The organism is Acinetobacter sp. SFA (genome assembly GCF_001647535.1).
GTDB lineage: Bacteria > Pseudomonadota > Gammaproteobacteria > Pseudomonadales > Moraxellaceae > Acinetobacter > Acinetobacter pecorum.
Genome location: NZ_LSZI01000012.1, coordinates 266632 through 286464, shown reverse-complemented (window position 1 = coordinate 286464; position 19833 = coordinate 266632). Strand labels below are relative to the sequence as shown.

At 42.5% G+C, this 19833-nt stretch carries 22 protein-coding genes; all 22 read right to left on the bottom strand.

Features of this window, described 5'->3' with window-relative positions; all coding sequences use genetic code 11:
- Positions 1 to 3: 3 nt before the first annotated feature.
- The 22 genes from AY607_RS06565 to AY607_RS06460 all read right to left on the bottom strand — a co-directional run bounded on the left by AY607_RS06565 (position 4) and on the right by AY607_RS06460 (position 19781).
- Complete coding sequence (locus AY607_RS06565) at positions 4 to 1263, bottom strand: WD40 repeat domain-containing protein (RefSeq protein WP_064102123.1); 1260 nt, start codon at positions 1261 to 1263, stop codon at positions 4 to 6.
- Positions 1260 to 1580: a hypothetical protein gene (locus tag AY607_RS06560; RefSeq protein ID WP_064102122.1), complete on the bottom strand. Its 321-nt coding sequence runs from the start codon at positions 1578 to 1580 to the stop codon at positions 1260 to 1262. The genes AY607_RS06565 and AY607_RS06560 overlap by 4 nt, the downstream gene beginning before the upstream one ends.
- Positions 1581 to 1649: 69 nt before the next feature.
- On the bottom strand, positions 1650 to 2057 hold the full coding sequence (locus AY607_RS06555; RefSeq protein WP_005221939.1) for a hypothetical protein: 408 nt from the start codon (positions 2055 to 2057) through the stop codon (positions 1650 to 1652).
- Between the two features lie 83 nt (positions 2058 to 2140).
- Positions 2141 to 2812 (bottom strand): hypothetical protein, encoded by a 672-nt coding sequence (locus tag AY607_RS06550; protein WP_064102121.1) that lies wholly within the window; start codon positions 2810 to 2812, stop codon positions 2141 to 2143.
- Positions 2813 to 2814: 2 nt separating this feature from the next.
- On the bottom strand, positions 2815 to 3684 hold the full coding sequence (locus AY607_RS06545) for a RyR domain-containing protein (protein ID WP_064102120.1): 870 nt from the start codon (positions 3682 to 3684) through the stop codon (positions 2815 to 2817).
- An 87-nt stretch (positions 3685 to 3771) separates the two neighbouring features.
- The gene (locus AY607_RS06540) at positions 3772 to 4248 is read right to left on the bottom strand and encodes a hypothetical protein (protein WP_064102119.1); all 477 of its coding nucleotides are present in this window, start codon (positions 4246 to 4248) and stop codon (positions 3772 to 3774) included.
- Between the two features lie 56 nt (positions 4249 to 4304).
- Positions 4305 to 5597: a DUF4043 family protein gene (locus tag AY607_RS06535; RefSeq protein ID WP_004646854.1), complete on the bottom strand. Its 1293-nt coding sequence runs from the start codon at positions 5595 to 5597 to the stop codon at positions 4305 to 4307.
- Between the two features lie 20 nt (positions 5598 to 5617).
- Entirely contained in the window at positions 5618 to 6652 is a 1035-nt protein-coding gene (locus AY607_RS06530; RefSeq protein WP_064102118.1) for a hypothetical protein, read from the bottom strand.
- Positions 6653 to 6853: 201 nt separating this feature from the next.
- On the bottom strand, positions 6854 to 7168 hold the full coding sequence (locus AY607_RS06525) for a hypothetical protein (protein ID WP_064102117.1): 315 nt from the start codon (positions 7166 to 7168) through the stop codon (positions 6854 to 6856).
- A 391-nt stretch (positions 7169 to 7559) separates the two neighbouring features.
- A complete protein-coding gene (locus AY607_RS06520; protein ID WP_227509959.1) occupies positions 7560 to 7928 on the bottom strand; it encodes a hypothetical protein in 369 nt (122 codons plus the stop codon).
- Positions 7925 to 8755, bottom strand: a complete 831-nt coding sequence (locus AY607_RS06515) for a hypothetical protein (protein ID WP_064102115.1) — start codon at positions 8753 to 8755, stop codon at positions 7925 to 7927. Before AY607_RS06515 ends, AY607_RS06520 begins: the two co-directional genes overlap by 4 nt.
- 17 nt (positions 8756 to 8772) lie before the next feature.
- Positions 8773 to 8964, bottom strand: a complete 192-nt coding sequence (locus AY607_RS06510; protein WP_227509958.1) for a hypothetical protein — start codon at positions 8962 to 8964, stop codon at positions 8773 to 8775.
- A gap of 277 nt (positions 8965 to 9241) precedes the next feature.
- Positions 9242 to 10150 carry a hypothetical protein gene (locus AY607_RS06505; RefSeq protein WP_155858353.1) on the bottom strand — a complete coding sequence of 303 codons (909 nt, stop codon included), beginning with the start codon at positions 10148 to 10150 and terminating at the stop codon, positions 9242 to 9244.
- 31 nt (positions 10151 to 10181) lie between these two features.
- Complete coding sequence (locus tag AY607_RS06500) at positions 10182 to 12476, bottom strand: hypothetical protein (RefSeq protein ID WP_064102113.1); 2295 nt, start codon at positions 12474 to 12476, stop codon at positions 10182 to 10184.
- A gap of 13 nt (positions 12477 to 12489) precedes the next feature.
- Complete coding sequence (locus tag AY607_RS06495) at positions 12490 to 14151, bottom strand: hypothetical protein (protein WP_064102112.1); 1662 nt, start codon at positions 14149 to 14151, stop codon at positions 12490 to 12492.
- Positions 14152 to 14239: 88 nt separating this feature from the next.
- Complete coding sequence (locus tag AY607_RS06490; protein ID WP_064102111.1) at positions 14240 to 14926, bottom strand: hypothetical protein; 687 nt, start codon at positions 14924 to 14926, stop codon at positions 14240 to 14242.
- Positions 14927 to 15091: 165 nt separating this feature from the next.
- Positions 15092 to 16321 (bottom strand): DUF3800 domain-containing protein, encoded by a 1230-nt coding sequence (locus AY607_RS06485; protein WP_064102110.1) that lies wholly within the window; start codon positions 16319 to 16321, stop codon positions 15092 to 15094.
- A gap of 273 nt (positions 16322 to 16594) precedes the next feature.
- Positions 16595 to 17116, bottom strand: a complete 522-nt coding sequence (locus AY607_RS06480) for a hypothetical protein (RefSeq protein ID WP_064102109.1) — start codon at positions 17114 to 17116, stop codon at positions 16595 to 16597.
- 9 nt (positions 17117 to 17125) lie between these two features.
- A complete protein-coding gene (locus tag AY607_RS06475) occupies positions 17126 to 17551 on the bottom strand; it encodes a DUF1064 domain-containing protein (protein WP_081408802.1) in 426 nt (141 codons plus the stop codon).
- 7 nt (positions 17552 to 17558) lie between these two features.
- Positions 17559 to 17756: a hypothetical protein gene (locus tag AY607_RS06470; RefSeq protein WP_064102108.1), complete on the bottom strand. Its 198-nt coding sequence runs from the start codon at positions 17754 to 17756 to the stop codon at positions 17559 to 17561.
- Positions 17746 to 18333, bottom strand: coding sequence for a hypothetical protein (locus tag AY607_RS06465; RefSeq protein WP_227509957.1), 588 nt, complete (start codon positions 18331 to 18333; stop codon positions 17746 to 17748). The genes AY607_RS06470 and AY607_RS06465 overlap by 11 nt, the downstream gene beginning before the upstream one ends.
- The gene (locus tag AY607_RS06460; RefSeq protein ID WP_064102107.1) at positions 18330 to 19781 is read right to left on the bottom strand and encodes a DNA cytosine methyltransferase; all 1452 of its coding nucleotides are present in this window, start codon (positions 19779 to 19781) and stop codon (positions 18330 to 18332) included. Before AY607_RS06460 ends, AY607_RS06465 begins: the two co-directional genes overlap by 4 nt.
- Between the last annotated feature and the right edge of the window lie 52 nt (positions 19782 to 19833).

Sequence of the window (19833 nt, the reverse complement as noted above, 5' to 3'; positions counted from 1 at the left end):
AGATTAAACCTGTTCAGGAATAGACTTTGCAAAGAACAGATCGTTAAGCTGCTCCCCATCCTCAGTTAAGAACTGCACATCATAAAATTCAGTGTCAGGAAGTAATAGTTTGTACTGACCTGTGACAGCATCAGAGAAGGTTTGTGCCATCAAAGCAGCGTCACTGCGCCGATAGGCTCGGACCATACGCCGTGCCGGAAGATTGTTAATGTCACGCACAACACCAGTAATTTGACCTGTATCGTACTTACATAGATTACTGAAAAATTTATACATCTGAGAGTAATACTTATAAAGAGTATCTACTTCTGGTGTTGGTACAGGCTCATAGCTATTTGCATCAAATCGAGAAAAATAATTAGAGTAAGCAGAGTTGTGAGTAACTGTAATCGTATTGTCCAGATCACTATAGTAAATCGATAATATTCTGGTCATTGATTGATTGATGGAAGGTAGAGCATCAATCGGATCAAGCACCAAGGTATCTGTATTAAAAACATAGCTTCTTGGTCCTGCGCCAGAACTTGATGTACCTAATGAAAAAACCAGATTATTTTTTGTAGGATGCTGATATAGAAATCCTCTTGTTGAGTTAGTATCTGTCATATGAAATGCGATATGTTGTGAAAATATACGTTCACCCGTCTGCGTAGAGAACACCCTAAACGATGGGTTTGTTCCAGATCTAGCAATCAATTTAGTCCCATCATGTGAAAACTCAACAACATGGGTGACGCTTGCGTTTTCAGCAGCAGTGGGTTCGATGTAGCTCCAATCACTTGTTTTATAAATACGAATGAACGGTGATGTTCCGTGAGAAACAGCGAGTAGACTTCCGTCAGGGCTAAATCGAATGCTGTTTACAACTCCTAAGCCGGCTGTACTTGCACCTTGCAAACTTAAACTCGCCCAATCAAAAACATATAAAAATGGATTTGCCCCACCAACTGCAAAGTGTGTGTTTGAAGCATCTGCGGCCTGGATAACTCCTGCAAAGACAGCAAGCGGCTTCTCCATCAGGGTGCTATTTCGTATATCTCTGCATACACTGTAATTATTTTGAGTATTAGATGATTGATTTTGACTAATACATTTCTGCATGTCCGGGGTATACACCATCACTTGCTGATTAGACTCTGCAAAAGAAGCACCATTATACAGTTCGCTATTATTCCGGTGCTCTAATGGTGGTAAGCCTTGTCTTAAAGTAAGATCCACCGCTCTTTTAGATATTGATAAATCTACAAGGGTTACTTTTCTCATAATAGATTCCCGAAATAATCTTCCTGTTTCCAATATCCTTTTTGGTCATGCCAGTCGCAGTACGACTTAAAGAAAGCTTGTTCACCTTCCATCAGCTTGTCTTTCACAAAGCCACCGATCCACAACTCCACTTCGCCATGGTGACGGCGGCTGAGTTCGACACAGTACATCTGGAACTTTGGTTGTGCCATCAGTAGTGGCCAATCAATCTTTTTTTCATCCGCAGCATAAACGTCTGCCTGAAATCCACTCACACCAACGCCTTGTGTTGGTGGTTTTTCCGCAGCCGGTTGTTTTACTTCTTCACTTTTTGCCATGAGCATCACCTTTATGTGGGTTCAGCCCCATAAAGCATGAGGCTATCAACTGATAAGAAATTCAGGTAATTACACCTTGAAGATTTTATTTGTTCCGTTATCCCAGGTCACAATAATGTCACCGCCATTCGGTGTGATCGGTAGACCGGTTGCGGTGTCAATATATGCAATCAGTGGACTGGTGGCTTCTACACCTGTATCCGCATAAATAATGATGGCTTCAATAGATGCGCCAGTAACCGATGTAAAGGTACAGTCAGCGGCATCAGCTGCGCCACCAGTGGTTGCCTTTGATGTAAGCGTGACCGGGCCTGCAATACGTGCCGATGTAGGAATATCAGATAAGTATTGGTGAACCGCTGTTTGCGGTGTGTACGCACCGGTATCGACCAGAACAACTTTAATCGTATCGGTCATCCAGTTAATCTGTGCTTCCAGAAAGCGTTGACGTGCGAAGTCATAGAGGGTATTCGCCATGATTATTTCCAAATAATAAAAACATGGCTTTATGATGTGAAAGTAGGGTTAGACTCGACCAACCCTACACAGGCCTTAGGGGGTTATGGCCAGAAGGGTGTGACATGATGTTCAAAATCCTCTCGAACCTCACGACGTAAGTTGCTATCAGGCCGATCACCAAAGTAGTCAATAAATTTATACTCTGCGATCTGTGCACGGTTCGGATCCATGAACTCGGTGTCTGGGATACTGAATGCTTTGTGCAGTGCCCATTGCACTAAGTGTGCATGATGTGCCTGATTAATTTCAGGCTGATCCGTATCCTCTACCATATCAACAAGTGGTAAACGATAGCCTTCAATGATCAAGGTGCCGTCTTGTTCAGGACGTGGTACCAGACGCAAACCTGTGTCAGATTGAATGGCATGCTCTGGATCACCGATTCTCGTACGCCAGTTGCTATGGTAGCGATGACTTAGAATCTCCTCAGAAGCCAACTTCACTTCACTTTCACATTGGCTATGTCCAAGATCAAAGCGTAAATGTGTCAATTCATAGATACGCGGATCAAGCGGGTACTGTGCCTGCCCTGCTGTAATTTGAATACGGCAGATTGTGGCATCTTCTGCTTCATGCAAAAGACGACCACGAATACAGGCCTCATGAACTGCGTCATTTAGCCATGCATCCACATCTTCATCACTGGTGAAGTATGGTTGTACCGAATCACCAGCTTCGACACGAAATCGACGACGCAGTTCTTTTAAGTCCATATTTAGATCGCTCCAAACTGACGTACTTTCTCAATCGCTTTGTCTTTCAGCTCATCCAGCTTGAATGAGTTAGGATTTACCTTTTCACCGTAGTTCGCTTCGATGTAATCCGTCACAGCCTTCTTGGTACCGAACTGCTTGATCGATTCAACCTCATTGAAAATTCGATCCTGTTCCTGCTTCAGCTTGTCCTGTTCAGCCTTTTGTTGTGCCAGGATTGCATCGGTATCATCCAAACCTTCTGCTGCATGTGCATCACCTGCTTCCACTTCTTTGAATTCAGGATGACTCAGGAACTGCTTGGCAAAGTTGCTTGGTACCGTGCGTGGCTGGCCACAGTTAAATACCAGTTTGGTGCCGTACAAGTTATCTGTGAACTGGTCTTTCGGGCCGTCATAGACAATGGTCACGCCTGCTGTTTTAACTTGCGCTGCTGCCGCTGCACCAATTGGCTGAGTCTTTTGAGCTGCAACCTGTAACTGTAATTTGACCAGTTCAGCATTCAATTCAGATACATCATCAGGATCAGGCATGTCTTTAAGCAAAGTCACAACCGCTTTAAACAGATAGTCTTTGGTTTTCTGTTCTGCAGGTAACTGGTCATATGGCAGGATGCAAGGGTGGGTTTTCTTTTCCAGATCCTTTTCTTCACCATAGACCCAGCCATCGGTTTCTTTCTGTGCCAGCCATGATGCATGTGACTGTTCTGGCGTAGTATCAGGGTTTTCCAAATGCAGTTTTACACCATACTCAATACTTTTTTTCAGCTCATCTGAGGTTTCTTCCCAGGGTAAATGAGACTGATCACCCAGTGATGCGGAATATGCCAGATTCATTCCATGTGCAATTGCTGCCAATAAAGCGATTTTCATAATGATTCCTCATGTGAAATATAAAAAAGGGATGGTGACTCGCTGAAAATCATCCATCCCATAAACTTCATGTTTTTATACTTTTACTTAACGTGGGCCAGTCAATTCACCAGACACCACAATCTTGATGTCCGATGCTTTGGCATTGGCCGCCCCACCTGTGGTGAGCGTTAAAATCGCTGGCTTTGGTAAAGTCACCAACTTGGTACCGGTTGCACGTAAACGTGCTGCGGTCGACAAGGCTCCACCACTAATAAAGTAAGCAGCATCTTGTGGTACTTCTGTTGAGTTCACACCATCGGCATATTTAAAGCCCAGTGAACCAGTCACAGCTTCGGTCATCGCTGTATTGATAAGCACCTGCGCATCATCCAGTCGGAAGCCTACTGGCAATAAACCTAACTCGATTACATCACCTGAAGCCACTGCCACATCGGAATTGGAATCCAGTACTGCACCTGCCGCATTGGTAGCCAATGAGAAAACAAAGGCTGTCACGTTGCCGTATGGCACTGCACCACCGAAGCGATTCGCAAATCCGCTTTTACGTTTAATTGTCGCCATGAGTTAAATACTCCTAAAATTTGACGGAGGGCCGATCACTCAGCCCTGTTTCAGCCTTAGCCTTGGATTTTCACTACGGTATCGACTGCAATCACACCATGATCGGTGTACTGCATGTTGCTACCATCGCCATCCACATCGACATCAAAGCGGATTTTCTTCACGCCACGAATTGTTCCGATCAAAAGCTCGGCCTTATCGCCATGATCCAGATCACCCTTTTCAGACCAGAAGTACGGCACACCTGATGTTTTATGCGCAGCAAATGCTTCTGCAAGCGCCTGACCACCCAAGATGATGGAACGGTCCACCGCATGCGTTTTACCAAAGCTTGCAGGTACAAGCGCTGACGCTTCTGCTTCAGAGGTGTAGCTCGTTGCATACTTGATTGCATTACCCGCAAAGAATCGGATGGCATGTGACATTTTGCGGATCAGGAAGCCGTTCCAGATACCTACATCACCACGGAACAACGGATGCAACTTGGCATTCGATGCACGTGCTACCGCATCAGCTACGAACTGACGGAAGTTTGGCTGTTTTGCGAACCAGTTGTACTGTGCTGGAGATACCAACCATACACGTAATGGCGAATCTTCCGACCCATCATCACCTTCAACCTTGATGCAAGGTGGCGGTAGGATCATGTCATCCAGCACCTGCTTCATTGAATCCACAGTGTCCAGTGTGAACAGATCTGTAGTTGCCAGAGATGCTTCACCAGCATTGGTGGTAAATGATTTAACGCCTTGGCCATCAACCATGAAGTGGCGGTTTTTGGTTGGTGCCAGAACCTTGTTCACCATAATTTTGGCAAACTTCGGATCTTCCTCAGTTGGAATTGGCCATTCCACATTTTTAACGAAACCACGTGCACCACACAGATGAACTAAAAGAGACATATCGCTATAGCGATCCATCAAGTCCTGTGCAATTGGACGACCCATACGGCGGAAATCTACTGGTGAACGGATCTGAGTCATCACATTACCCAGATCTACAGGGAAACGTGCCTGGTCTACACGCAGACGATCTTCAACGATCGACATACCAACACCGCGACCTTCAGCATATTCGCTACCCATGATTGGATAAGCATTTACTGGCTGGATCAGGTTATAGGTAACTTCATCACCCAGGCCTTTACCCAAGTCCTGAACACGTACAATCGGCATGTGTTTGGAAGTTTGTTTTTTAATAGTCGCTTCTGCACTGCCTTCACCTTTTGGCATTGGGCCAACTAGGTTGTTCAGCGTGCTTTTACGACGTAAGCTTTTTGCAAAAAGTCCAACGGACTGTTGCATCATATTGGTTTTATCGCCGTATGCGGCATGGGTTTTATCAGTCATGGTATTCTCCACTAACAAATTTATGCACGACGGCTCATGTACGCTTCGACTTGATCAGGGGACCAGTTCTCCATTTCTGCGAGAAGTTCAGGACCACTAAGAGCCGACAAACGTTCATCAGCGGATAATGCTGCAGGTGAACCTGCAGGTAGATCCGTCACGCTGTGCGGTACTTTGGATGGAGCGTTCTGTACAGCTTGCTTGGCTTTCTCCACCATGGCCTGTGTTGGCGCTGGTGTATCAACCTTTGGACTGACATTGTTTTGGGACTTGTACAAACTTAAGAGTTCAACCACCTGCTCTGCACTGCCTTTATTCAATACATCTTCATAGGCACTGCGTATAAAGCTGGGTTGCGCATCTTTCCATGCCTGAAACTCTTGCGATTCTGGAATCGATTCATAATCAGGATGTGCAGATCCGATATAAGCAAAGTGTTGCTGTTCCGCACTCAGCTGTTGCTGCTGCTTAAACGGTGCAAGGGCTGCATCCATCATGCTCTGCACTTGTGCAGATACACGCTGACTCACCAGTGCTTCAACTCCTTTGGCAATCGCTTCTTCCGAGAAGTCACCAAACATGGCCATCACATCAGCATTGTTTCCGCTTGCCTCAATGACCGCCTCTGCTACAGCTGCATTCTGCTGTGCGACCTGAGTGTTACCAGGTGTCTGCTGTGCTGCTAGCTGTGCAGTGAGTTGTTCCACTTGCTGCTTATACTGCTGTACTTGTTCACGGGTTTCTTGCAGTCGTTCATAAGGAATGGTGTGTTTACCATCCTTTGCCAAGACCACAGAATTTTCCGCATTTTCTTCAACTGGTGGCGTTGGTTCAGTGGCCGGCGGTGTTACCACAGGTTCTGACGGTACCGGATCAGGTGAAGTTGTCCCTGCATCTGCTTTTACGTCTTCTGGTGTAGTGGCTGGCACACTACCTGTTTCTGCAGCTGGTTCTGCAGTCTCGCCAAATAGCGCAGCTTCTAATAAGCTCGCGCCCAGATTTTGTTGATCAGCATCCGCGTTAATGTCTGTCGTTAAATGCTCTGTATTACTCATGCCTTTCCTGCCACTTATCGCTGTAGCCGCATATAGGTGAAGTGCTGACTTTTAAGAGTCGCTTGCTGTCGATTGCTCAACGTAGGCTTGAGTATTTGGGATATGGTAAGTAGTGGTCGAACCCTACACGGGGTTAATAGATGGGCAATAAAAAACCACCCGCAGGTGGTATTTTATGTGCTTCTTTTTATATTTATGAACTTAGGAATTATCAAACGGAGTCGTTTCAACCCAACCGAATACCTTTGAAAAGTCACCTTCATCAATATGGAGAGTAGCTAAACGAACAAACTCTGCAATTTGCTCTTTAGTAATTTTTGGTTTAGAGCAAATTTGACTTAATTCTGCCAATAAGCCTTTAGAGTCTTGAATGTGCTTAAGATCAATGTCATAACCATCTTCATACATATGCTTAAAAACGATACAGCCCGTTTCCTCATCATATTCAACACCGTGGTTATCATGCGGTTTGCCCATATTTTCTACCAATTTGTCAGATCCAGTAATTTTTGACATTTAATATTTCCTGTAAAAATAAATTAATATTGAAAATCATATATTAAGTCTAATTGATAATTTTCAAGTACAAATAAAAAAAAGCCCACCCTTGGGGAAAGGTGGGCAAAAAAGGGTTAAGAACCCACAGCGTTATCTGGCCCTGAGCGTAGGATTCGAACCTACTGTGCATTGCAACTTGAGGGAAGAAGCAAAAGCACACACACCGCCTGTGGCCAAGGGTAAGTGCCACTTTTAGCGTGTGTGGCTCACGCGGTCTTTCCCGATGTCACTATCTCATTGGAGATTAAACAAACCTTGGCTTGTTTACCGAATGATGCTCAGCACCACCCGATATATTTATAGTAAGTCGCCGGTTTACGTCGACGTGTATAAAAAAAATACAAACAGGTCAAAGTGGTAAATATTTTAATTGCTCAACAAAAAACTCAAAGGTTTCTTGCTGGATCGTCTCTGATTCATTGTCGAATAGCAGGTTATATCGATCATCGATACGGCGAAACGAGAATGGAATACTATTTGCCGTCATACAGTACAGATCCAGTGCATCAGATGATTCATGCTCAATGGTGAACTCAGTATCATCAGTCCAGCTATTAAGGAAGTTATCGAAGCGTTCGCAAAGTGGCCCTTCTTCTGCATCCAACCAGTGCGACTCATCTTCCTGCTTTGGCTGAGTTGCAAAGGCCACAGCTATAGCCATGGTCAATGCAGAAAGTTTGAATGGTGTGCCAATGACACCAACGTTGTTATAACTCAACCCAGCATCCATTCATTTTTATAAACCATTTCTTTAAGTGTGCGGATTGCCGATGCAAATGCCACTTCTTCAGTAATACCGCTCTGTGTAATTGATGGCGTAGGTACTGGTGCATGATTCACAGATATTGTGCAAGTCCAATAATCCTGCTGCTCGTTGGTAACTGCCCAGACATATGCAAATGCCACATGGCCTACATACTTAAGAACCTGCTGTGTTGGGATGCTTTCCCATGGGTGTTCAGGTAGTAGATCGCCTAAACCACGATTCGACGCTTCTGCTAAAGCATTTGAAGATGCTGTATCACAATTGTTTGCACATTGCTGAGCGCCTGAATTGACTTTGAGATCATCAACGGATCCACCAAGTTCTTTCGCTAATCGCGCTACAACCAGTTCATGCAAGCCATAGGACTTAATATGGCGATTACCGAGACATTCCCGCAATTGTGCAATAAGATTTGGATCGGTGAAGGTTGAGCTATAACCAACCGCTGATTCTGAGCAAAGCTTTGAACCCTCCTCTAACTCTGACGGCTCTTTAGGGTCTTCTGGCCGAACTTCACCTGGTTCAGCTTTAGGGCTATTACTAAAACTTACGCTCACAATGCCTTCACCTATACCAAGCGCAAGAACTTGATTCACCAATTCACTTATTGGCTCACGTAAAGCACCAGCCTTAGTAACTGCATCTGTCAGTTCTGGCGATGCACCGCACTTTTCAATAGCCAAACACAGATCATAGATTTGATCCAAAATTGGGATGCGCGTATCAAGAAACTTATCAACTTTTACACTAAGTTCTTTTTGTTCATCTGTATGTGACATGAATGTCTCCTGGTGGATTATTTATGGCGATCTTTAGAATTAATGTCTTTGATATATGCATGCTCCATCAGGTACGACGCAGCCATGATGATCAGTGCACAGACCGTTAATGAGATAACGACCGCAGCAAGACCAAGGCGTTCCACTCGATAGAGGATTAATGAAAAGATCAGCAAGCTGAGAAGGAGCAGAAGAATTATTTTTTTCATATGCATCATCATCTCAAAGACTATGAGGATGATGATGCTGTGTGGATTTACGTTATGCTGTATAAAAATCAGGCGAATAGATATGTGTTATTTTTCAAACACTTTATTTTCTTTCCATAAAAAAAGACAGTCATTTGACCGCCTTAATTATTTAGAATTATCACAGCTTACAGAGTGATATCATCTTTATATTTTAAAGCTTCCGAAAAAATATGCCCTATACCATCAATACTAAATATATCTTTCAGTGGAATAAATAGTATTTTATTTTCTGGATTTAAATATCCTTTTTTTGTCTTTCTTTAAAGGGTTGTGCTAAAAGATAAATTTCAAATAAGAATCCCTCAAAGATAATACAATAAGAAACTTTGTTCTGAGACTTTTTAACAAAAGGTTGTATTATTATATCCTTTATTGATTCTTCATTAAATACACCTAATCTATCATAAATTTTACTTATTCTAATTGAATATGCTTTTTTTAATAATCTTTCCTCCCCCTTAAAACATTTTTTTAAATATGAACTCATTGGATAATTTATAATAAAATTATCATATGCTTTATCTATAGAATATGCTCCCCTCCAAAACATTGATAACACATATAATGTAATTCTATATTGATCTATATTATTAAAAGAAATACCACTAATCAGTTGAGTGACTTTGACTTCCGTATTTTTTCCCCTTAGTACATTAATGGCATAATCTTCAAACTCAGTATTGAACATGTTTTCACATTCTAAACATAACATTTCTATTGCCCAACTATGATTATCCCTCTTAACCTTCTTAGGACTAGATAGAGATATTCTAATCGCATTTCCATTCTCGCTTTTTTTAAGAAGTTTACTGAAAACTGTATTACCCACTACATGCGATCTTTTCAGTTCTTTATGCTCTTCACAAAAAGCACAATCTCCATATTTTTCGATTTTTTTAATTTTAGGATTTTTGGTAACTGTATTTGAGGAAATATATTCGTAAGCTAATTTTCTAATTTCATGACCATCTAATATTCTTCTAAATTCATTTGGTATCATTATTTCTTGCAAATTCTGATTTTCATCTAGGTATTTAATTTTGTATTCGGAAACATGGAATTTTTTCTTGATTTCCTTATGATTTATATTTTTTAAAATCATTATAATAGTAGAGTAAGCCCGTAATACTGCGAGCTTACACACTTAAAATTTCATATTCAAGTATTTAGATTCATTATAAATTATCACTCGTACGCGCTGTTTCGATTCCTTGCAGCCCACTAGAAGGCTGCTGTGGTACTGGAGGATTCATCGGACTGGTATTCTGCTGTACCTGCATCTCTGCTATACCTTCACTGCCGATCTGAGCACCTTCCCCTTCCAAGTATGGAGAGCGGATATCACGTGCTGCAACATCACTTGGCACTGGCAAGTTCGGATCATCGCCCATTGGGTTAGGCCGCTGATACCCAGCACCCTGCATGATATGGTCGGCAATTGGTGCTGCCTGTGGTACCTGAGCCACCTGAACGGCACCTTGCATTGCACTGTATTGTGACTGAACACCTGTCTGTACAGCCTTGGCATCAAGCAACTTGATATCACTTTCAACCTTACGCTCTTTGAGGTGCAGTTCTTGTAGTTTGATCTCATTACCAGATTCTTTCAGTGCCTGAGCCACTGCATCCTTAATACGCTGTTCCACTTCCTCAGGTGTCGGTGCATCCACTGCATCACGAATGCTTTGGATAATGTCACGCTTAAACGGCGTATCTGTAAGCGCAATAAGGTACGGCAGAATCGTCTGCTGGATATTTGGTGGCAATGACTTGGTAACTTCAGACAATGCGGCAAGCTGCTGTGCACGGAATCCGCTGGTACTTGGCACATCCTCAAGAATGACTTTGATCCGGGTACGCTGTACATCATTAGACAGATAGGTATAACCCATTGGATCTGTCTCAGGCTTATTGATATGCACACGACGTTCTGCAGTAATCGCGTCACCTTCAATCACGACAACTTCTTCCTTGCTGCCCAAGTCTTCTACAATCATAGAAAGTAATAACTCACCGACCAGGGTTCGAGATTCCTTAAAGTGATCCATGATTTTACGCAATGCCTGATTCGACTGGTCAATCTGCAGCTGCTCTTGTCGTCCACTGGTTGCTGTACCCTGACGACCTTGAAAGCCTGAAGTAATACTACTGGTACGCTCAATCGAGATCCGGCTATCCTCAAGCAACTTAAATTGATGCTGATTCAACTCAAAGTCACGCTCAACTTCAAACTTTGCCCCAGTCTTGGCCATGTGCTGCTGATTCAGTTCAATGTAGGCATCTGGTCGTGCAATCTGCTGCATGATCTGGCCACGAGTCATCTGAGATGCACCACGTGTTGTGGTCACACGTACTGAACTTAAACCCCAACGCAATTTAGCCTGGGTTGAATTGATCAGATCTTGGCTGTACTTCATATCTCGTACAAAGCCATATGGAATGCCGGTATTGTCCTCACGGAATCCTATGAACGGTACATATGGGAAACTTTCATGCGGATATGGTGTAGGTCCATCGTATAGGCAATGTGGCCCCATCCAATAACTACGACGCATTTTAGCCACTGGTGCACGCTCAGGAATCGCATAACCATTTGCTGCAGCATAAATATGTGCTGGATTGCTTTCGTCAAACTCAACGATCCGGCCATCATCAAAGCGCAACATGGTCAGTTCTACCCAACGGCGATACCATACTTCTGAGACATTAATCTCTTTAGACGTCTGATCGAACCAGAAACGCTCAGTCTTAGACCAAGCTTGAGCATCTCCCCAGGCATTACGCAGACCGGTAGAATTACCACCATCGATCATGCTGTCATGCTGCCACCACAAAGCACCATGTCGGCCAATCGTTTCTATCAGCTCTTTATGTTGAGGGAATGCAATCTTAAGGCGCTGCGGATGTACCCAGCGATTACGGCGCAACCATCGTGCATCACTTAGATCATCTTCCTGGGCTTTCATATCCCAATGGATTTCATTACGGTTCACTGCAACACAGCGATATGGATACTTGAGCGGATCTGCTTCACGTTTGACTTCGACCCAACCGATACCGCAGCCAATCATAGGCCGGAATGCATCACTACATGCCTTGTCTGCTTTAGATAATCGCTCAGCCTGATTCAATTTATAGTTCAGTGCATCAGACACATCTTGTCCACCAGGTTCGCCATTGGGTGTCACACGCCAGTCTGTCCGTGTTTCCAGCTCATGACCTTCAATGGCACGCAATGCAGGACCAATCATATTCTCAATTGCAGGAGGAATACCGATCAGCTTCATCCGGGTCAGTAATTCACTATCCAGCTGGTTGCCGTCGGCATAGTCCATTTCTTTATCTGCAGTCGTACGCCAGTGTGGTTGCTGCTCTATCTCATCATGGATCTCATTGAGCTCTTGAAGGTTCAATGCCATTTCATCTACAACATCTGGCGTATCAGTCACTGAGTTTTCATCATTCTGCATGCTGCTACCTGTTCTACATTAGTCGCCAGTCGACTGGCTCATCGTTGTAGTTATCTTGGCGTTTTGGTTCATCTTCTGCGAACCCTACACGGCTCGTCATGTCTGCTATGTCTTCGATCATTCCTGCATCCTTGGCCTGTGCCCATTGACGTAAAGCATCGGCACCTTCCGAACAGCCATTGGCCTTGTTAGGCTGATCAATGAAGCATTTATCTGCCTTGGAGAATTTCTTCTGATAACCTTCGATACGCTCAATACCCAATTTGCAGCCGTCTTTATCGAACCAGGCATTTTTTAAATGCTTACGTGTGGACTGAATCCCATGAATCAACTGGGTAATACGCGGCACAATGACAAAGTTATGTCCTGGTAATAGTTCTTCAAGCTGCTCCATAACAGACTTGTTAAAGTCACCTAGGCGCTGGTGTGCTGCATCATGTGGCAGGAAGTGGGTGTGGTAGATGTAATCGTGTGATTTGATCTCTGCTACATAGTGTCTTAGATCTTGGCCATGCTTCTCGTAGTAGCGAATAAAACGGTCTTGGCCATTCATGATCTGCTGGTACCAGATTGCACAGCCGTCATGATTCCCGATATCCCAGTAGGTATAAGTCGGTACATCCAATACTTCGATCTGACCAATACCGCCACGCTTACGCAGTGCCAGCATATCCTTGGCATAGTAGTTACCATCTTTGGCCACCTGGAATGCTTCATCAGGGAATGATGGATATTCCTGCCACATCTTGGCACTATCACCACGAAGGTCATTGTCCCGTGTCAGCACATACCAGGCACGCTGATCAGGATCGAGGCGCATCTTGATCCCCATTTTCTGGCGTACGATCAGCTCAACTTCATCCAGTTCTTCATGATCTCTGGCTGAAATAGTGACTTGTGTAGAATCAATCCGGTACTTCGGCTCTTGCCACCAGGCATAGAAATGGAATCGATAGTCTTTGGATGTGAGAACTTTGCGCAGCAAGTAGTTGGTCTGTGCTGCCTGAACCATTGCATAGAATGAACCGTTACGTCCTTCCGCTGTAGATTCAATCACCAGCACACCATTGGTCGGTACCGTTGGGATCGACCCGGTAATAACCTCATCATCTTTAGCCGGATCACTCGCACCGATCTTACCGAACTCTGAAATCAGCATGCGGTGGATGGTACCGGAACGGAATGAGGTCGCTACACGGATGCTCGATCCATTGTGGCCAAACTCAATTTCTGACTTGTTATAGGCTTTTAAAGGAAAGCGTGCTCTGATTTCATCTGGGAGGTTGTCATAGGCAAACTTGATCTTGTCCTTGAAGATACTGAAAACCGTCGGCAAGTCTTGAGCGATAATGGCGCAGTTCTGGTTGGCATTGAACAGTGCATGATCTAGCCATAGGATACAGATCAGTGTAGTAAAACCGAGCTGACGTGCTTTTAAGATAATATTCCGGTGCCACAACCGGTTTAAAAATTTGATCTGTGCAGCGTTCGGTTTAAATGGCAGCTCAAAGGTATCGGCTTCAATGACATTTCCCAAGTCATCCTTGAAGTCATCACCCTTAATTTTGATCTTGTACAGACAGCCGGAAAAAATACGCCATTGTGGGTCAGCAAGGCATCTTTCCAGTTCTTCTTTATTTGTGGGTAGTTCCGCTAAGTTGGTGTTATACATCATATAATCACCACTTTTGCACAACTATAGTGCGCTTTTATTGCAGGTACGTGTATGAAATGATTTTGATGTGGGTCGTTGGTCGTCTTATTCACGTAGCGTCCCCATTTTCATTATCAAACTCAGGGTCATGTGCTACAGGCTGGAATGTAGATGAGTTGCTTTGTGCAATTCGATTGATCAATGCGGTCAGGTCATCGGCTTTTTCTTCTTGTTTTTTATCCAGGCCATAGGCTTGTACTTCCAGACCAACCAAAGTCTTGAGCGTGTCGCCCAGATCCTTCATTGACTTCACCCGGTTCGGCAGCTGGATGATCTTCATGTACAGATCGTTTAATTTGTCCTGGCCTTTGTCATCTTCCTTGCGCATGACATCGCCGAAGTCATCGAGCAGTGCAATGTTGTCCAGTCCGATCATGTGTTCAAGTTCATCGAACAGGCCCATACATAAGTTTCGGGCACGCTGGATGTCTTTACGCTGATTGATCTGGATGCTGGCGATCAGATTGGCATTGGCATCAATGGTCTCTTTTTCAGTGGCCTTATATTCAGGTGAGTTGCGTACCTCAGTGCGTACCACTTCAGTGCGTACTATTGCTTCGGCTTTTGCTTTGATCTTGCCGTTTAAATCGCGGGTCCATTCTTGTGTCTTGGCACGTTTTCGGATCGCACCATCAGATACGCCAAAGGCTTGTGCTATTTGCCTTATAGACTGCACACCTGCACGATATTCGATTTCAATACGTTCCCAATCGGGAGCTGCTTTCTTCTCTGACATCACACCACCTTTGCTTACAAGGTGATGATGGGAGTGCGCAGTGCGTACTGTCGAACCCTACAGTTTTACGCAGTGCGTACTGTTCTATGCGGTATATTTTTCGAACGAATAGGCACAAAAAAAGCCCATATAGAATGGGCTTTTTTTAAATACTTAAATTTGTATTCATTGCTGATTGTAATATCGCAACAATGCATCAAATTTTTTCCTACCATCAATTGGTGTAGTTGTATGTTGAATACCATTATATATAGAAAGCGATTTATTATGTAATGCAAAGAATAATCTTATATTCTCACTTTGAGTTGGAGCTAAATTTTTATCAAACTCTTTAATAAAATCATCCCATTCATTCAAAGGAATATTAGAGCACAGACAAAACGTATAAAATTCTTTAACTAGACCAATAGATATATCAGCTATTTGTAAAATAAAGTTTTGATCTGATTTTCCAAAAGAGTAGTTGATACCTGAAAGCCCTCTTAGCATTTTATTTGTCACTTCCTCTTTTAGATCAGAGTTTTTTAACAACTTGAGATCTTCTTCAACATCATATTCATTATCAAGATATATAGTTGATTTATGAAAATCTAAAAGACGTGTGAAATACAATGATGTAAAGCTGTTCATTAAACGATATGGTTTATCGGGGTTTCCAAGTATAAAAAAAAAGTCAGTTTTTTCTATAATATTTTTTATGGGTTTTAAATAGCGCTCATCTTCATTAGAAATACTATTATGACTTAGGTAATCACTGATATGCGAGGCAACTATTTCTCTTAATGTCTCAATATTAACCTTTTCAACATCTGGAAAATCTATTGTATGTAGTTTCTTAAAAAATTCTAATTGTTTAAATTGCAAAATTTTATCGAAAAATGTTTTTAGCCCAAAATGAAAATCCATTATCAAATTTTCTTTCATTATTGTATTAGGTAATAAGTTTGCATATCGATTAATTTCCCTCCCCAATTCTTTAGACTCGATTAAATCTAAAAAGATAAAGTACCTTAGATCTGTTACCGAATAATGGAAATAACCTCTATTTTTTTTCAACCATTTAAGAAATAAATTTAACTTTTTGCTACCTAATAATTTCTTAAAATCTTGTTGATTTTCCCCTCCTCCTCCCTGTGCAAACTCTTTAAACTTATACTCTTCAGTTCCATCCAGCTTAATTTTATTATCTGAAAAAAACTTCTGAAATCCTGTTTTCATTCTTAAAGGATTTGCTGCATAAGTAAAAAATATTCCACCAACAACAAACAGAGTATTCGTTTCGTTTAAACCATTCTCCTTTTTAATATTCAGAGAAATTTTTCTTAAGTTATTAGTTTCATCGAAATAAATATGAAGATTTTCATCACAACGACTCTCTAAAGATGTTGGAATCATTAGCACTCCCCTTGGTTCTACAATGTAAAAAAAAGCACATTATAAAAAGATATTTATATTAATTATATAAAATTAAATTTTTAATTTTAGAATTTCCATTAAACAGCAAACTCTATTGAATTTAACCAAACCCACTACTTATCCTATAAAGTTATTTATTCTCCCAAACATTCATATCCAAGATTATCTCATTTAGATAAATATGGATAACTACCTGACGATAGTTTTTCAATCATGGGTTGGATATCGCCCAATATCAGATGTGACATTCCGTTATGTACCACTTTCATCAAATAGGCCTCCTTGAATTTTATCCTCATGGATCCGTTCAATACTGCGAGCCAATTTACTTACTTGGGTTGCAATATTGTTGGTGAGGTAACTCATGCTCCGGCCCATCTCAATATTGCTGTGCTGCATGGCATCACTCATCATTAAACAACCAAAATCCCGTGCTTCTTTAGGTGTTAAGGTCAGTACAATATCATCACCAATTTCAATCTTTACCGTACCGTCATTCAGCACGGTCTTAGTGATCATGCGTGCAGGACGATGCTGCTGCACCGGCATATAAACGCCACGTTCAACGCGATTCACCTGATTGGTATCCACCAGATAACTTAAGCGATCGTCGATCTGTCCCCGGGTAAGATGTGGCAATGCAATCTGCAGAGTTTCACGTGTAATAATCTGCCCTTGGTTATGCAGATCAACACATGCTTCAAAAATCATGATAGTCGATGACTTTTTTTCATCGTTCTGCTCTGCGTCTGTATGTCTTTTGCGCTCAGCCATGTCCACCTCTTAAACCTCAATAATCTCTATGCCATGCACCGACATCATCAAGTGCTTCTTAATACGATAAGTATCTTTTTTACGTGTTGCTTCACTCTTAACGTCTTCCACAATCTGCCGGCCATTACACATATAAACAAAGTCTGCAACGTAACGTAGCTCTGGTTTAGCCCGTGATTCATTGCTGAATCTCACCTTAGGTGCAAGTACAAACGGAACCTGCATTTTTAAGTCATGGATAATTCCGTTACGTTCCATGGCTTTTAAAGTGGTGTACCGACGCTCCTCTTTTTTTGAATCAAACTTAAGCCCGTCTTTTTCGGTCCTAATGTTGTTGTATTTTGGGGTTTTCTTTTTCGGATCGGGTACAGGCTTGGCGCATAAGTGCCCCAAGCCTGCTTTCCGAAGTTCCTGATCAGTTAATACTGCTGGCATAGGCTATTTATTCAGCAGCCAGATCCCAGGCGCAAACCAGCCCGGTATTTTCAGCCATAAGCTCATCCAAGGTTTTAACCTCTGTTAAGCCAGTGACTGCTTTATCAGTATTCGAATTCAACGCTGCCATAATGCGACGTTCAAAATTGAAGTACATCCCCGCACTGGCCAATGCAAGGTGTAAAGTATTTGGTTTATGACGCATGTTGTTTCCCTTGATCTGGATTTTCATATTTTTTCGTAGTCTGCTCATGTAACGCTATAGGGAACAACAACGTCTTGCTGGGTGTAAAATAATCAAATAGTGTTTCTTCTTCTTTTTTTGTGTTCATACCACCGCGCCAAACCAAAATTTCAGATTCTCTACGACGGTTAAAATAAGCAAATACGTCATCGCGGTTAAATGTGCATTCTGCAATCTGCAGATCCTTTGCCTTGGCATATTGCTCAACAAACTCTTTATCCAGACTCCAGCAAATTGACTGCTCAATTTCGATTGGATCCGCATAGGCCCGGTAGGCCTTCAATTTTTTAGGCAAACGTGCAAACTCACGACGTTCACTGCTTTTCATAATCTTCTGACGGTTTCTGCGTTTACTGCGAAACATCACCATCCAGTCGTTTTGATCTTTAAAACAACCCCCAGCTTTCCAGGCTGTACCTAGCATGTTCCAGTAGGCACTATCATCGATAATTTTGTTGTGATTGCCCTGCATGAAAGCCAGCATCATGTGATGTGGAACCAGGCACATAGCTCGGGCAATATTAGAATCGTTGTTCATGCGGCACCTTTGTATTTTTCTTCATGTTTAAAATTCGCCTCAACCAAAGCTTTAGAAAGGTCAGGCGGCACTGAGTTCCCAACCATACGAGTTTGTTCAGTTTTGGTTAGTACGATTCGTTGACCTCGTTCATCAATACCGTGTGTAAAAATGTAGGATTCAGGAAAACCTTGTGCCTTAAAAAGCTCAACCGGTTGAAGCATGCGGAAACCTATATCTGCAATTTCATAGTCCTGCTGATCAATGGTTACTAAGCCAAAACGGTCACGAGTTGGAATTGTGCGTAATGGTTCATCAACTGAGTTACCGTCTTTTTCATTTCCATAAAATGCTGTCAAAAAAGCACGTACTTCTGCAAATTGATTTACGGTCGTAAGTGTATGCATAGGATCACTAATATCCTGTCCAATACAGCCGTTTTTCATTTTGGATAAATGACTAATCACAAGCGAATTGTGGTCTTTAGCTGTGATCGTATGAACTGGCTCTCTCAAACTGCTACCAATAACACCTGTGTAGTTCTTGGCTAAAAATGCAGAAATAAGCGCATGATGGCCACCTTTTGTTTGAGCACAGATAGTTCTTAAAGGCTCATTAATTGGCATTGAGCGCTTATTTGATGCGTTGGCGCATTCTGTTAACACTGGTGCGATACCATTCACAACAAAAGGCTTTTGATTATTGAAAACAAATTTCTTTAATCCACCTGCAATACGTTTAAGTGTGGCTATGGCCAAAGGACGTTTTCGAGTAAAAATACTCGGACATTCTATAGACCAGTCAATACATTCTGCTGCAGTACGCCATGGCTTTAATTTTCCTTTCTGAACATCGATACTATCTGGATGCCCATGTGTTGGTTCTGGCCATTTAATTGGTAAACCATCACGACGAGCAATCAAGAAGAAACGTTTGCGAATGGTAGGCGAACCATAATCACAAGCCCGTAATTCACTCCACTCAACTTCATACCCTTGACGTTTAAGCGCATTTACAAAGCTTTTGAAGGTACGACCTTTACCTTTAGGACAAGGTTTACCATCCCTCCCCAATGTTCCCCATGTTTTAAACTCTTCAACATTCTCCAGCATGATGACACGTGGACGGGTTTTTGCAGCCCAGCGCAAAGCAACCCACGCAAGACCACGGATCTTTTTCTCTACGGGTTTACCGCCTTTTGCTTTACTGAAGTGCTTACAATCTGGAGAAAGCCATACAAGGCCAACTGGTTGATTTCCTGTCGCTTCGATCGGATCTACATCCCACACACTTTCACAAAAATGCTTAGTATCGGGATGATTAATTCGATGCATAGCAAGGGCTTTAGGATCATGATTAATTGCAACATCTACCGTACGGCCGAAAGCTTGCTCAAGACCAGTACTGGTTCCACCACCACCGGCAAAATTATCGATTATCAATTCATGCGGAAGTAAATTAAAACTCACACCCCACCCCCTAATCTCACCAAAGCAGCCCCAATCAACATAAAGATAAACA

Excerpts from the sequence above, each read along its gene's own strand:
- AY607_RS06565 (WP_064102123.1), bottom strand. The coding sequence starts at position 1,263 with ATGAGAAAAGTAACCCTTGTAGATTTATCAATATCTAAAAGAGCGGTG.
- AY607_RS06560 (WP_064102122.1), bottom strand. The coding sequence starts at position 1,580 with ATGGCAAAAAGTGAAGAAGTAAAACAACCGGCTGCGGAAAAACCACCA.
- AY607_RS06555 (WP_005221939.1), bottom strand. The coding sequence starts at position 2,057 with ATGGCGAATACCCTCTATGACTTCGCACGTCAACGCTTTCTGGAAGCA.
- AY607_RS06550 (WP_064102121.1), bottom strand. The coding sequence starts at position 2,812 with ATGGACTTAAAAGAACTGCGTCGTCGATTTCGTGTCGAAGCTGGTGAT.
- AY607_RS06545 (WP_064102120.1), bottom strand. The coding sequence starts at position 3,684 with ATGAAAATCGCTTTATTGGCAGCAATTGCACATGGAATGAATCTGGCA.
- AY607_RS06540 (WP_064102119.1), bottom strand. The coding sequence starts at position 4,248 with ATGGCGACAATTAAACGTAAAAGCGGATTTGCGAATCGCTTCGGTGGT.
- AY607_RS06535 (WP_004646854.1), bottom strand. The coding sequence starts at position 5,597 with ATGACTGATAAAACCCATGCCGCATACGGCGATAAAACCAATATGATG.
- AY607_RS06530 (WP_064102118.1), bottom strand. The coding sequence starts at position 6,652 with ATGAGTAATACAGAGCATTTAACGACAGACATTAACGCGGATGCTGAT.
- AY607_RS06525 (WP_064102117.1), bottom strand. The coding sequence starts at position 7,168 with ATGTCAAAAATTACTGGATCTGACAAATTGGTAGAAAATATGGGCAAA.
- AY607_RS06515 (WP_064102115.1), bottom strand. The coding sequence starts at position 8,755 with ATGTCACATACAGATGAACAAAAAGAACTTAGTGTAAAAGTTGATAAG.
- AY607_RS06510 (WP_227509958.1), bottom strand. The coding sequence starts at position 8,964 with ATGAAAAAAATAATTCTTCTGCTCCTTCTCAGCTTGCTGATCTTTTCA.
- AY607_RS06500 (WP_064102113.1), bottom strand. The coding sequence starts at position 12,476 with ATGCAGAATGATGAAAACTCAGTGACTGATACGCCAGATGTTGTAGAT.
- AY607_RS06495 (WP_064102112.1), bottom strand. The coding sequence starts at position 14,151 with ATGATGTATAACACCAACTTAGCGGAACTACCCACAAATAAAGAAGAA.
- AY607_RS06490 (WP_064102111.1), bottom strand. The coding sequence starts at position 14,926 with ATGTCAGAGAAGAAAGCAGCTCCCGATTGGGAACGTATTGAAATCGAA.
- AY607_RS06485 (WP_064102110.1), bottom strand. The coding sequence starts at position 16,321 with ATGATTCCAACATCTTTAGAGAGTCGTTGTGATGAAAATCTTCATATT.
- AY607_RS06480 (WP_064102109.1), bottom strand. The coding sequence starts at position 17,116 with ATGGCTGAGCGCAAAAGACATACAGACGCAGAGCAGAACGATGAAAAA.
- AY607_RS06475 (WP_081408802.1), bottom strand. The coding sequence starts at position 17,551 with ATGCCAGCAGTATTAACTGATCAGGAACTTCGGAAAGCAGGCTTGGGG.
- AY607_RS06470 (WP_064102108.1), bottom strand. The coding sequence starts at position 17,756 with ATGCGTCATAAACCAAATACTTTACACCTTGCATTGGCCAGTGCGGGG.
- AY607_RS06465 (WP_227509957.1), bottom strand. The coding sequence starts at position 18,333 with ATGAACAACGATTCTAATATTGCCCGAGCTATGTGCCTGGTTCCACAT.